Source organism: Nocardioides carbamazepini (genome assembly GCF_024614185.1).
Classification (GTDB): Bacteria; Actinomycetota; Actinomycetes; order Propionibacteriales; family Nocardioidaceae; genus Nocardioides; species Nocardioides carbamazepini.
This window is the reverse complement of the sequence record NZ_JAHTLF010000023.1, coordinates 1-12,611: the sequence shown is the minus strand read 5'-3', so window position 1 is coordinate 12,611 and position 12,611 is coordinate 1. Positions and strand designations below refer to the sequence as shown.

The 12,611-nt window shown below is 70.6% G+C and carries 12 protein-coding genes; 1 reads left to right on the top strand and 11 read right to left on the bottom strand.

Annotated elements, in window-relative coordinates:
- Positions 1-49: 49 nt before the first annotated feature.
- The 11 genes from KVF89_RS24350 to KVF89_RS24300 all read right to left on the bottom strand — a co-directional run bounded on the left by KVF89_RS24350 (position 50) and on the right by KVF89_RS24300 (position 11,290).
- Complete coding sequence (locus KVF89_RS24350) at positions 50-1,300, bottom strand: MFS transporter (protein WP_257429380.1); 1,251 nt, start codon at positions 1,298-1,300, stop codon at positions 50-52.
- A gap of 118 nt (positions 1,301-1,418) precedes the next feature.
- On the bottom strand, positions 1,419-2,123 hold the full coding sequence (locus KVF89_RS24345) for an SDR family oxidoreductase (protein WP_257429378.1): 705 nt from the start codon (positions 2,121-2,123) through the stop codon (positions 1,419-1,421).
- Between the two features lies 1 nt (position 2,124).
- Complete coding sequence (locus tag KVF89_RS24340; protein WP_257429376.1) at positions 2,125-3,291, bottom strand: acetyl-CoA C-acyltransferase; 1,167 nt, start codon at positions 3,289-3,291, stop codon at positions 2,125-2,127.
- 169 nt (positions 3,292-3,460) lie between these two features.
- A complete protein-coding gene (locus KVF89_RS24335) occupies positions 3,461-3,904 on the bottom strand; it encodes a winged helix-turn-helix transcriptional regulator (RefSeq protein WP_257429374.1) in 444 nt (147 codons plus the stop codon).
- Positions 3,905-4,108: 204 nt separating this feature from the next.
- The gene (locus KVF89_RS24330) at positions 4,109-5,197 is read right to left on the bottom strand and encodes an LLM class flavin-dependent oxidoreductase (RefSeq protein WP_257429372.1); all 1,089 of its coding nucleotides are present in this window, start codon (positions 5,195-5,197) and stop codon (positions 4,109-4,111) included.
- 72 nt (positions 5,198-5,269) lie between these two features.
- Complete coding sequence (locus KVF89_RS24325; protein ID WP_257429370.1) at positions 5,270-5,611, bottom strand: transposase; 342 nt, start codon at positions 5,609-5,611, stop codon at positions 5,270-5,272.
- Between the two features lie 56 nt (positions 5,612-5,667).
- On the bottom strand, positions 5,668-6,138 hold the full coding sequence (locus KVF89_RS24320; RefSeq protein ID WP_257429368.1) for a hypothetical protein: 471 nt from the start codon (positions 6,136-6,138) through the stop codon (positions 5,668-5,670).
- Positions 6,139-6,166: 28 nt separating this feature from the next.
- Complete coding sequence (locus KVF89_RS24315; RefSeq protein ID WP_257429366.1) at positions 6,167-7,783, bottom strand: dipeptide ABC transporter ATP-binding protein; 1,617 nt, start codon at positions 7,781-7,783, stop codon at positions 6,167-6,169.
- Positions 7,780-8,643 (bottom strand): ABC transporter permease, encoded by an 864-nt coding sequence (locus KVF89_RS24310; RefSeq protein WP_257429364.1) that lies wholly within the window; start codon positions 8,641-8,643, stop codon positions 7,780-7,782. Before KVF89_RS24310 ends, KVF89_RS24315 begins: the two co-directional genes overlap by 4 nt.
- A complete protein-coding gene (locus tag KVF89_RS24305; RefSeq protein WP_257429362.1) occupies positions 8,640-9,689 on the bottom strand; it encodes an ABC transporter permease in 1,050 nt (349 codons plus the stop codon). The genes KVF89_RS24310 and KVF89_RS24305 overlap by 4 nt, the downstream gene beginning before the upstream one ends.
- Positions 9,686-11,290: an ABC transporter substrate-binding protein gene (locus KVF89_RS24300; RefSeq protein ID WP_257429360.1), complete on the bottom strand. Its 1,605-nt coding sequence runs from the start codon at positions 11,288-11,290 to the stop codon at positions 9,686-9,688. Before KVF89_RS24300 ends, KVF89_RS24305 begins: the two co-directional genes overlap by 4 nt.
- A gap of 177 nt (positions 11,291-11,467) precedes the next feature.
- Here KVF89_RS24300 and KVF89_RS24295 point away from each other — a divergent pair, with 177 nt between their 5' ends.
- Positions 11,468-12,361, top strand: a complete 894-nt coding sequence (locus KVF89_RS24295) for an ABC transporter substrate-binding protein (RefSeq protein ID WP_257429358.1) — start codon at positions 11,468-11,470, stop codon at positions 12,359-12,361.
- Positions 12,362-12,611: the final 250 nt, after the last annotated feature.

The window sequence follows — 12,611 nt, the reverse complement described above, 5'->3', positions numbered from 1 at the left end:
CGGGATGATCCGGATCAGCCCTCAGTACCATCTCCCGTGCCCGCGCCTCTCATGGACCATGGTGTTGCGAGCTCGGGTGGGAGCGCTCTGACCTGAGCCGCAGGATCGTTGCGGCGGCCGCGAGGAGTACGACGGCTCCGCCGTACGCATAGGCCGCCGCGGCGAGCCCCGTCTCCGTGCTGGCGTACCCCGCGACGACGGCGGGGAGGCCGAAGGCGAGGTAGCTGACCACGAAGACCGCTGCGAACAGCTCGCCGCGCTGGTGGATGCCGACCAAGGGGGTGATGGACCGCATGATCCCCAGGAACGACGTGCCGAAGCCCGTTCCCGCCACCACGGCTGCCGCAATGAAGCCCGGCAGGCTGCCGAACCCGAGCGCGACCAGAGACAGCGCCGTACCCGTGGCGAGCGCGGTCGTGCCGTACAGCGTCGTCGCGTGGCCGTTCCATCCCCGCGCGACGAAGCACGCCAAGGAGCCGGCGGCGGCGAGGGCGGTGACGACGAGGCCCTGCGAGAGGTGGCCGCTGCCGTCGAGCTCACGGGCGACGAGCGGTGCGCCCAGGGAGAGGTAGAGCCCTCCGGTCGCCCACCCGGCCACGAGCGCGGGCAGGGCCCGGAGGAACTCGGCGCGCGCCGGCGCGGGGATGCCGACCTCGGGCCGCAGCGAAGCGCGCAGGCCGGCGACCCGGGAGGAGGTCTCGGGTGCCAGCCAGACGAGGGCACCGAGCACCGCGAACAGCACGGACAGCGCGGAGAAGACCGCGGCAAGGGGGTCGTCGTCGATCCGGTCCAGCGCCAGGCCCGAGGCCAGCGCCCCGACCGCGAGTCCGGCCAGCGGCGTCACCGCGTTGAGCACCGCGGCCGACCCCGGTCGCGTGGGCGGCTCGAGATCGACGACCGCAGCGGACAGGGAGGACATCAGGAGACCCGCTGCGACGCCCTGCACGATCCGCGCCGCGATGAGCACCCCGATGCTGTCGGCATGCCAGAACGCGACCATGCTCGCCGACAGGATCAACAAGCCCGCACTGATCACCGGCCGCCGTCCCAGGTGATCGGACAGCGAACCGGCGACGAGCAGCGTCACCAGCAGCGCGAGGGCGTAGACCGCGAAGATGATCGTCATGGTGCCGGCCGAGAAGCCGATCCGCTCCTGCAGCACCGGATAGAACGGCGACGGAGCACTCGCCCCCGCCATCATCGCCAGCGCACCGGCGAGCGCCAGCACGAACCCGCCGCGAGCCCGGACCCGGGATCGCGCCGAGGAGGGACTGCTCAGGACAGCCTGCCCGTCGCCCACGGGCGCCCCCTGCCGCCCGGCGCTCACCGGGTCGACGAGTACGAGGAGCGCGACAGGATGCAGATGGCAACCGCGACCGGGGCGATGGGGTCGTCCCCGGTGGAGGTCCGCTCGCGGTTCAACGAGCCGCGCCCTGAAGCTGCGGATACAGACTCTCGACCGGGCCCGACAACGCGGCCTTGACGGCGAGGCTGGTGTCGTCGGCGAGGATCTCGAAGGCGCCTGCCTCGATCCCGTCGTAGGCGGCGCGGACGACATCAGCCGGGTCGTTCTTCTCGACGTCGAGTCCTGCGGTCATCGGGGTGTCGGTGTACCCGAGGTGCAGTGCCGCGACATGCACGCCGTCGGCGGCCCAGGCGACCCGCTGGGTGTTGGTGACCGACCACAAAGCTGCCTTGGTGGCGCTGTAGGCGTCGCCGATCCCGAGCCAGCTCAGCACGGACAGCACGTTGAGCAGGGTGCCGTGGGAGGAACGCAGCGCGGGAAGGAAGGCGTTGGCGACCTCGAGGGCGCCCCAGAAGTTGGTCTCGAACAGCTCGCGGGTCGCGGTGAGGTCACCCACCACGCTCGAGCCGTTGGCGGTGCCCGCGTTGTTGATCAGCACGGTGACGTCGTCGGCCTGCGCGGCCGCTGCGGCGATCGACGCGGGGGCGGTGACGTCGAGGCGCAACGGCACGACGCGGTCGTCCTCCCACTCGCGCGGTGTGCGTGCGGCGGCATACACCTTGGTGGCGCCACGTTCGAGGGCCTGGCCCACGAAGTGGGTGCCCAGACCGCCGTTGGCTCCGGTGACGAGCACGACAGCTCCGCTCAGGGTCGTCATGTCAGATCCTCTCGATGATGGTGGCGTTGGCCAGGCCGCCGGCCTCGCACATGACCTGGAGCCCGTAGCGGCCGCCGGTCTGCTCCAGGTTGTTCAGCAGGGTCGTCATGAGTCGCGCACCCGAGCCGCCCAGCGGGTGGCCGATCGCGATGGCGCCCCCGTTGATGTTGACCTTGGCGAGATCGGCGCCGGTCTCCTGCTGCCAGGCCAGGACGACCGAGGCGAATGCCTCGTTGACCTCGAAGACGTCGATGTCCTCGATGGACAGCCCCGCCCGGGACAGCACCCTCTGGGTGGCAGGGATGATGCCGGTCAGCATCAGGACCGGGTCGTCGCCGACCACCGCGAAGGAGTGCACGCGCGCACGCGCGGTCAGCCCGAGACGTGCTGCCGCCTCCTCGCTCGTGACCAGGATCGCCGCCGAGCCATCGTTGATCGGGGAGCTGTTGCCGGCTGTCACCCGCCAGTCGATGCCGGGGAACCTGGCGGCGGAGGCCGCGTCCTCGAAGGCCGGTCGCAGGCCGGCCAGCGACTCCACCGTCGTGGCGGGCCGGATGGTCTCGTCGGTGCGCAGGTCGTTGACGTAGGCCACCTGCGACTCGAAGAGCCCGTCCTTCCAGGCCGTCGCCGCACGCTGGTGGGACTCGGCGGCGAACTCATCCAGCTGCGCTCGAGAGAGATCCCACTTGCTGGCGATCAGCTCCGCCGAGATCCCCTGGAAGACCAGACCGTTGTCGTAGCGGGCACTCACCTTCGAGCCGTAGAAGTCCTTGCCGAGGAACTGCGAGCCCATCGGGACGCGGCTCATCGACTCCACGCCCGACGCGATGGCCACGTCGTACGCCCCTGCGATCACGCCCTGGGCGGCGAAGTGGAGAGCCTGCTGCGAGCTGCCGCACTGACGGTCGACCGTCACGCCCGGGACCGACTCGGGGAAGCCCGCGCCGAGCAGCGCCCACCGCGCGGTGTTGCCGGACTGCTCCCCCACCTGGCCGACTGCGCCACTGATCACGTCGTCGACGACCACGGGATCGATGCCGGTGCGCTCGACCAACGCGGCGAGGACATGAGCATGCAGGTCGACCGCATGGATCTCGGAGTAGGCGCTGCCGGGCTTGCCCTTGGCGACGGGGGTCCGGACTGCATCGACGATGACTGCGGAGGTCATGGTGTGCCCTTTCGTGCGCGAGGGCGCCAGCCGGAACCCTCAGTTGGATTCTCCAACTTACCAGTTGGAAATTCCAACGCAATCGGAGGGGCGGCCCTCAGGACCAACGAACGAACATCCGACGGCAGCGCCACCCCGGACGGGACACCCCGCAGCCGGGCTCCTCGACTCAGTTGGCGGCGGCAGGGAAGCCGACCACGCCGACCTCGCCCCGGCCGACGACCTCTCCGCATGCCTTGCACGCCAGCACAGGGTGGTACTCCTCGCCACAGGAGTGCTCGAGTCGCAGCGGAGGGCCGTCGGCACCGGCGAGATGGCGGTCTCCGAACTCGCGCATCGTCGCGATGATGGGAATGAGCGACCGGCCGAGGTCGCTCAGGTGGTACTCGAAACGGGGCGGGCGCTCCTGGTACTGCGAGCGCACCACCAACCCCTCCGCCTCGAGCCTGCGGAGGCGGTCGGTGAGGATGTCCCGCGGCGCCCCCGTGTAGCGCACGATCTCCTCGAACCGGTGGCTGCCGAGAAGCAGCTCCCGCACGGCGAGCAGCGTCCACTTCGCTCCCACCAACTCGAGCGTGCGAGCCACCGAGCACTCGCGGACCTCTGACGTCATACCCCGATGGTAGGTCAGTTGGAACTCACAACCCAGCGCGCTCGGCCCCGCGGCTCGACGACCTATCGGCAACCCCGGCGCCGGATCGCCCCACTCGCCAGAGGCCCGGGTCAGCCGCAGATCGGTGGCTCGTGGAAACGAGGCGTCGACGACATGGCTCTCCGGTTGCCGAGCCCGGGGGCCTCGAGGGTGCGGACCCGCACGTCAGCCGGCCACGGTCGCGCGGCGCACGTGGACGGGGTCGGCCAACGGCTCGGGATCCACGTGGGACATGACCTCCTCGAAGATCAGGTCGTAGATCTCGTCGCGGTCCTCGGCCGCGCCCGCCGGAATGGCCGGGATGATCCGCACGTGCCGCGCACCCTGCTCGCGGATCAGCCCGATCTCCTCGACGATGCGCTGCGGCGAGCCGACGAGCGCGCCGGCGGAGCGAGCGACCTCACGGTGGGTCCACTCCTTCTCCCACACGGCGGCGCCGCCGAGCCGTCCCGGCTGCGGCCCCTCGCCGCCTACCTCGAGGAAGCGCGCCCACCGCTCCTCGGCGGCACGCTGGGTGGGCGCGATCACGATCGTCAGCCCGAAGCCGTGCCAGGCGAGGCAGTCGGCGACGGTCTGCTCGTCGAAGTCGCCGGCGAAGAGGGCGTCGGCGTAGAGACCGAGCAGGTCCCGGTTGTCGCCGTCCTTGGTCAACCACTGGCCGTTGACGACCGGAATGCCCTGACGTCCGAGATGGGCGATGGTCGCCGGGGTCCGCGTGGCGCGGGCGACCAACGGTCGGGGCAGGCGGTAGGACGCGGGTCCCACACGCGCCGCCACGACGCCGCGGTCGACGCTCGTGCTGACATCGAGCGGCGGATCGCCGTCCTCGCGGGCCCAGATCTTCATCATCGCCTCGATCCGCTCCTCGGTGACCACGGCGCGGTCCACCTTGCCCGCCCCGAACGCCTCGAGCTCGACCGGGGACGCGGACCCCGCCGCCAGGGCGACGAGGAGCCGGCCCCGGGTGAGCACATCGAGCAGGTTGCACTTCTCGACCAGGCGGACCGGGTGCTCCAGGGCGACCTGGGCCACGGTCACCGAGATGTGCGCCGTCGTCAGCCGGCCGGCCAGGTGCGCGCCGAGCATGAACGGGTCGACGTACGTGTTGTAGCCCGCGAGGTGATGCTCGGTCAGCCCGATCGACGCGACGCCGTGTCGCTCGGCGCGCAGGGCGGTCTCGACCAGCGTCTCGATGATCTCGGCGTCGTCGGCCGGATCCTTGCTCTGCGGACTCAGGTGAAGGGAGAAGTGCATACCCTTATTTATATCAACTAACTCTAGTTAGATGCTATATGGCACAGTAGAATTTCTAGCGTCGCATCGCAGTCAGTGTGTGAACTGCTTGGCGGCCTCGGCCGCGAAGATGATGGAGGCCCGCTTGAGCGCCTCGTTGTCCTCGCGCAGCGAGGCGGCCTCGGCCTCCAGCTCCGCGATCCGCGCGAGCAGCTGCTCGCGCGGCGCCTGGCGGAGCCGGGCCGCCTCACCGGGGTCGAACATGCCGTCGTCGAGGCGCTTGACCCAGATCCGGAGCGACTGCTCGCCGACCTCGAACTCCTCGGCGACCTCGCGCAGGATCGATCGGTTGCCGGGTTCGCTCTGGCGCCGTTCGGCGACCCTGCGCACGGCAGCGTCACGTACCTCGTCGCTGTACTTCTTCTCGAACGCCATCTCTTCCCCGTTGTTCGGCCGCCGACCAGCAGCCTAGTGGGACGCGGCGACCGCGCTCAGGCCGCGGCATCCGACGCCGCGGGCTGCAGCGCGACGTCGACCACCGTCTCGACGGCCGGGAGCACCCGGCAGCCGTTCCGGTAGTCGGCCAGCAGGCGCCGGGTCGAGGCGTCGTCATGTCCGCCGATGCGGACGTCCACCGTCAACAACCCCACCTTCAGCCGCCCCGCGGGATAGCGGGTCACCCGTGCGCGCACCTGCACATCGCGCCGGACGGCGTCACGGTCCTCGTCGGCCGCGTCACCTCGCGGGCCTGTGTCGACCAGCTGGCCGTCGTGCAGGACATTGAGCAGGTTGGCCACCAGCGCCGAGACCAGCAGGTCGAGGGGGCCGGGTGCGCGCCCTGGGCCGCCCGAGGCCACGGACCCGTCGGCCAGCATCTCGAAGGACGGTCCGCGCAGCGCGAACCTGCCGTGCACGTCGGTGGTGCAGCCGGTGATCGCACTCGCGTAGTCGTATCCGGACACGGCCGGGCTCCTTTCGGGGGTTCGTCGCTCAGACAGCGAGCAGTGCCTGGGTGTAGTCGTGCTTGGGCCGGAGCACGACCTCGGCGGTGGAACCGTGCTCGACGAGGCGGCCGCGCCGCATCACCGCCACCTGCGAGGCGACGTCGGCGACGACGCCGAGGTCGTGGGTGACGAGGAAGTAGGTCAGCCCCAGGTCGCGCTGCAGCTCGGTGAGCAACGTGAGCACCTGGGCCTGGATCGTGGCGTCCAGCGCCGAGACCGGCTCGTCGAGCACGAGCAGCTCGGGCTCGAGGGCCAGCGCCCGCGCGATCGCCACTCGCTGCCGCTGGCCGCCGGACAGCTCCCGCGGGCGACGTTCGGCGTACGACGGCGGGAGCTGCACCCGGTCGAGGAGCTCGACCACCCGCGCGCGACGCTCCTGACGCGACCCGACCCGGTAGGCATCGAGCGGCTCGGCCACGATCTCGCGGAGCGACAGGCGCGGGTTCAGCGACTCGAACGGGCTCTGGTAGACGACCTGCATCCGCCTTCGAAGCGCCTTCATCCCGCCGCGCCCGAGCCCGACCACGTCGTTGCCGAACACACGGACCGAGCCCCGGTCAGCCCGCTCGAGGCCGAGGATGATCCGGCTGGTGGTGGTCTTGCCGGAGCCCGACTCCCCCACCAGCGCGAAGGTCGCTCCGCGCGGCACGGTCAGCGACAGGTCCCGGACCGCGACGACCTCGCGTCCACCGGCCCGGAAGGTGCGCGCGACCCCGGCCAGCTCGATCACCGGGTCGACGGTCGCCACGTCGGCCGGCTCAGCGCGAGCGAAGCGCCGGTAGGCCTCCCCGACATCGAGCACCCGCCCCGCGACGAGGCGCGCCGAGCTGGCCAGCAGCGAGCGCGTGTACGTGTGTTGAGGGTCGGCGAAGACCTCGGCGATCGGGCCGCTCTCGACGATCCGGCCCCGCTGCAGCACGACCACGTCGTCGGCATTGCGGCTGGCGAGAGCGAGATCGTGGGTGATCAGCAGGACCGTGGTGCCGTGCTTCGCCCGGAGGGCGTGCAGGCGCCGCAGCACGTCCTGCCCGACGAGCACATCGAGAGCGCTGGTCGGCTCGTCGGCGATCACCAGCTGCGGTCGCTGGCTGAAGGCGATGGCGACCAGGACACGTTGCCGCATTCCCCCGGAGAGCTCGTGCGGATAGGAGCGCAGCAGCGCCTCGGGGTCGCTGAACCCGAGGTCGCGCAGGTCGCCCGCCACCCGCTCCTCGACCTGCCGCGCCGACAGCGACGACCCGGCGAGCGCGAATGACTCCTTGACCTGTGCGCCGATGGACTTGGTCGGGTTGAGCGAGGCGATCGGGTCCTGCGGGACGAACCCGACGTGGCGCCCGCGCAGCGGGCGGAACTCACGCTCGGTGCGCCGCAGCACGTCCTCGCCGTCGAGGACGACGGTCCCCCGGGTGATCGCGCCGTTGTCCGGAAGCAGCCGCACCACGGCGTGCGCGAGGGTGCTCTTCCCCGATCCCGACTCCCCGATCACGGCAGTCACGCTGCCGCGTCGAAGGCTCAGCCCGACCTCGGCAAGGGCGGTGTCGACCGTGCTCCCTCGCTCGTAGGTCACGGTGAGGTCGGAGATCTCCAGCAGTGTCTCGGTCACGAGCGCCCCTCCTGCAGCAGGTTGGCGATGCGGTTGAGGAGGACGACGACCGCCGTCAACGCGATCCCGGGGATCAGTGCCACCCACCACGCGTGCACGAGGTACTTCTGACCGCCGCTGATCAGCACCCCCCACTCCGGGGAGGGCGGTGCCTCACCGAAGCCGAGATAGCTCAGCGAGCCGATGGCCAGCATGGCCAGCCCGAAGTGCATCGCGGTGTAGGACAGCACCGGGTGATAGACGGTCGGGATGACGTGCCTCACGAGCACGCGGAACGGGCTGGTGCCGCAGGTGCGAGCGGCCTCCACGAACACCAGGGACTGCGACTGCAGCATCAGCCCGCGCACGAGGCGGGCGAAGCCGGTGGCCTCCGCGACGCCGATGGCGACGGCGGCGATGTAGGCACCGCGCCCGTAGGCCGTGATCGCGGCGAGCGCCAGGAGCACCGCGGGGATCGCCATGACCGCCTCGGTGAGGACACTGAGCACCCGATCGAGTACGCCGCCCGGGCGCAGTCCGGACAGCACACCGACCAGGGCGCCGAGCACCAGCGCCACCAGCACCGCGAGTGCTGCCGACAGGAACGAGATCTGGAGTCCGTGGACGACCCGTGAGTAGAGGTCGCGGCCGATCTCGTCGGTGCCGAACCAGTAGGTGCCGCCCGGGGCGGTGAACGGGCGCCCGTCGAGGGCGAGCGGATCGTGGGTCGCGATGAGAGACGGGAGGAGCGCGATCGCCACGAGAGCGGCGAGCAGCGCCAGGTGCACGTGCAACTCACGGAGCCGCCGGCGTGGCCCGCGCGCTTCCGGCGGCTCCGACGGCGTGAGGGTCTCGGCCGGGCGTACGGCGGTCGCGGTCACGACTCGCCTCCTGAACGGACGGGCGCCATCCGGCGCAGGCGCGGGTCGAGCAGGGCGTACCCGACATCGACGAGCGTGTTGATCACGACGTAGACCAGGGCGAGCACGACGACGAGTCCCAGGACCACGGTCAGGTCGACGGCGCGCACGGACTCGACCATGAGCCGGCCGATCCCGTTGCGGGCGAAGACCACCTCGACCACCGCCGTCCCGGCGAGCAGGGCACCCACGCGCAGTCCGAAGACGGCCAGGAACGGGAAGGCGGCGTTGCGCAGGCAGTGCCGGAACACCGTGTACGCGCGGCCGGCACCCTTGGCGGGCGCGGTGACGGCGGCATAGGTCTTGCCGACCTCGGCGCGCAGGCTGCTGATCAGCACCTGCGCGAACTGCGCCGCGCCGAGCAGCGACAGGACGGCGACGGGCAGCACCGCCGACGCAGCGCCCTGGCTGCCCCCGGACGGGAACCAGCCGAGCGTGATGGCGAAGAGATAGATGAAGAGCACACCGATCCAGAAGACCGGCAGACTGACGTAGGCCGAGGGCAGCAGGGCTGCCAGAGAGCGCACGGCACGCGAGCGGGGCACGACGGCGACGAGAGCGAGCAGGAAGCCGAGCGGCACCGAGAACAACAGCGACAGGCCGGTCAGCGTGAGCGTGTTGGGGAGCGCCTCCCCTAGCAGGGCGGTGACCGGCCGGTCGTTGATGAGCGAGCTGCCGAGGTCGCCGCGCGCCAGTCCGGTCAGGCCGCTCCAGTACTGCCGGCCCAGGCTGGCGTCGAGGCCGACCTCGGCCCGCAGCGAGTCGAGCTGCATGCCGGAGAGGTCGGCGTTCCCGACGGTGTCGGTCGTACCGATCCGGGCGAGAACGGCGTCGCCGGGCAGTACGAACAGGAGCAGGAACGACGCTGTGTAGGCGACCGCCACCACGGCGACGGCATGCAGCAGGCGCACGCCGACGACCCGCGCCACCGTGCGCCCCCGCGACCCCGACGGGTCGAGCGCGACCGTCGGCTCCGGCTCGGTGTCGACCGGCGAGGGCAGGCTCATGACCGGTCCAGCCACGCGTCACTCAGGATCGGGATGGTGCTCGCCTCGAGCGTCGGCACGTGCGTCGTGTTGCGGTAGGCCAGGGGCTGGATGAAGTCGTAGAGCGGGACGAAGTAGCCCTGCTCCAGGATCCGGCGCACCGCCTCGTCGGCCAGCGGCCGCTTGGCCTCGATGTCCGGCTCGGCCTGCAACTGGGTGAACACCTTGTCCAGCTCTGGGTCGAGGCCGGCATAGGTGCTGCGCAGGATGTCCACATCCGGCCGGGTGCTGCTGCCCCACGAGAACGAGTAGTCGCCGCTGACCAGGCGCTGGTTGAGCTCGGCTGCGGTCAGGCTGCCGAACGTGAGCTCGACCCCGATGTCCTTCCACTGCGACTGGACCACGGCGATGTTGGGCTCGTGGGAGATGGTCGACGGACTGTAGATCAGGTCGAAGGAGAGCCGCGCGCCGCCCTTGGCGCGCACCCCGTCCTCGCCACGTTCCCAACCCGCCTCGTCGAGGAGCCTCGCGGCCTCATCGACGTCCGTCGAGATCAGACCGGACTGGTCGGTCCAGTACGGGTTGTTCGCCGCGAAGAGGCTGGTCGGCGGGATGTCGATCGCCGAAGCCCGCTCCAGCACCGCGTCGCGATCGATCGCGAGCGCCAGCGCCCGGCGCACCTCCGGCTCGTCGAGTCCGGGAACCTCGGTGTTGACCGTGAAGCCGAGCGCCGATCCGGGCAGCGGGTCCCGCCTGATGGTGAGGTCGGGGTTGTTCGAGAACTCCGTCTTGTCGACGGGCTCGGTGTTGTGCATCATGTCGATCTCGCCGGCGCGCAACTGAGCCGCGGCAATGCTGTTGTCAGGCGTCGTGAACACCTCGATGCCCTCGAGGTGGGCCGGCCCCTGGTTCTGGGCCGAGGCCGGGGGCCAGGCGTAGTCCTCGCGGCGCTCGAGCACGTAGCCCTCCTCGCCGCGGGACTCGGTGACGACGAACGGCCCGCTGCCGATGATGGTCGTCCCCTCCTGACGCTCCTCGTAGCTCATGGCGGAGGTCTCGGGGGCGACGATCCCCAGGGAGGTCGTGGAGACCGCCTGCAGGAAGGAGGAGTTCGGCTCGGCGAACTCGAACACGACGGTGGTAGGAGCCGGTGTGCTGATCTCGCGCAGCCGGCCGATCCACTGGTTCACCGTGGCGTACTTGGCCCCCTGCTCCACCAACGCGTCGACGCTCTGCTTCACCGCGCTGGAGTCGAGCTCCTCACCGTTGCTGAAGGTGACGTCGTCGCGCAGTACGAACTCGTAGCGCGACGCGGTCTCGTCCACCTTCCACTCGGTCGCCAGCCACGGCTCGAACTCACCGGACTCGTTCTGGAACACCAGCGAGTCGACGATCCCGCGCACGGGAATGGCAGGCCCGTAGCCGGTGTGGACACCAGGGTCGGTCGAGCTGAGGTTCGCGCCGGTCGTGCGGTACTTCAGCACCCCGCCTTCGACGGGAGTGGTGGAACCTCCGCCGCCCTCACGGCCACCGGCGGCGCCGCCGCAGGCGTTGAGAAGGGTGGCGGCAGCAATCAGGGCGACAAGGACGAGGGCTGGTCGGCCTCGCGTGGGACGCGTCATGGGACTCGCTCTCTCGGGGTGATCGGCACAGGGCGACGATCCGACATTAATGCCTAGTAGATCACTAGACTTGATCATCTCACTATATGAACATCCCACATTATTTTTATGTACACAACGCTAGGTTTCTTGCTAGAACTTCTAGTGCAAGACGCGAACCCAGCGATAAGGAGCATCATGTCGATCAAGATCGAGGCGGCCGGCACCGTCTTCTACCTGCCTTACTACGTCGCCGAGGAGGAGGGCTACTTCGAGGACGAGGGCCTCGACGTCGAGCTCCTGCGTACGCCGGCCGCCGACGAGCAGCAGCTGCGGTTCGTCGAACGGCCCGACGTCGTCTCCTCGTTCAGCAGCTTCAAGCTGTTCGAGGCCGGCCGCAGCCAGCTCTACAACGCCTGCGAGTGGGGGCAGCTGCGTCGGTCCCAGGACAGCCAGGTCAACGGCAAGGTCGTCGCGCGGCGTTCGGCCGTTGCCAGCCAGGCGATCATCGTCCGGCCCGACTCTCCCTACAACGTGGCAGGTGACCTCGCGGGCGTGCGGGTCGGGGTGAACTTCCACCATGGCTCGCACTACCTGGTCCTGCAGCTGCTGGAGGGCTTCCTCCCCCGCACCGACATCAACCTGGTCGGCATCAAGGGCAAGGAGCGCTTCGCGGCGCTCCGCGACGGCGACATCGACGCGGTCGCCGTGATGGAGCCGTGGATCACCGTGGCAGAGAAGCAGGGCTACAAGGTCCTCGCCGAGGGGCACTACTTCGGCGCGGAGATCGCCGGGGACAACCTGACCTCCGACGAGCTCACCCGCATCACCCGGGCGGTCAACCGAGGCGTCGACAAGATCCACGAGGACATCCGCCCCTACCTCAAGTACTTCATCGAGACGGCCGCCCCCGTGGCCGAGCTCGAGCCGGACGACTTCAAGCTGGGCCGGCTGCGCTACATCCACGCGGGTCCCTATCCCGAGGACCACTTCAACCGCACCGTCGACTGGGTCGCGAGCTGGGGCCTGATCGGAGCGGAGAACGAGTTCGTCGGGCTCGTCGACTCGACCCGTCTCCTCCAGGAGGCGTGAGGGGTCAGGACCCCGGCCGTCATCCGGCGGCGCGGACCGGCCCGGGGCGCGCCGCCCTCGTTAGTCCGGGGGGGGGGGGGGGACCGGGGCGGGGTGGACGGGCGTCACCCCCCGGGCCGGGCGGCCCGGGGGACGACCGTTGCGCCGGGCCTGGGGTCCACGAGGGCGCGGGGGGGCGCGGCGGCGGCGGGGGGCGGGGCGGGGGTGGGCGGGGGGGGGCCCCGGCGGGCGGCGCCCCCCCCGGCGCGGG

What these genes read in the sequence shown, in the direction of transcription:
- KVF89_RS24345 (WP_257429378.1), bottom strand. Translation starts at nt 2,123, where the DNA reads ATGACGACCCTGAGCGGAGCTGTCGTGCTCGTCACCGGAGCCAACGGC.
- KVF89_RS24340 (WP_257429376.1), bottom strand. Translation starts at nt 3,291, where the DNA reads ATGACCTCCGCAGTCATCGTCGATGCAGTCCGGACCCCCGTCGCCAAG.
- KVF89_RS24305 (WP_257429362.1), bottom strand. Translation starts at nt 9,689, where the DNA reads ATGAGCCTGCCCTCGCCGGTCGACACCGAGCCGGAGCCGACGGTCGCG.
- KVF89_RS24335 (WP_257429374.1), bottom strand. Translation starts at nt 3,904, where the DNA reads ATGACGTCAGAGGTCCGCGAGTGCTCGGTGGCTCGCACGCTCGAGTTG.
- KVF89_RS24325 (WP_257429370.1), bottom strand. Translation starts at nt 5,611, where the DNA reads ATGGCGTTCGAGAAGAAGTACAGCGACGAGGTACGTGACGCTGCCGTG.
- KVF89_RS24300 (WP_257429360.1), bottom strand. Translation starts at nt 11,290, where the DNA reads ATGACGCGTCCCACGCGAGGCCGACCAGCCCTCGTCCTTGTCGCCCTG.
- KVF89_RS24330 (WP_257429372.1), bottom strand. Translation starts at nt 5,197, where the DNA reads ATGCACTTCTCCCTTCACCTGAGTCCGCAGAGCAAGGATCCGGCCGAC.
- KVF89_RS24295 (WP_257429358.1), top strand. Translation starts at nt 11,468, where the DNA reads ATGTCGATCAAGATCGAGGCGGCCGGCACCGTCTTCTACCTGCCTTAC.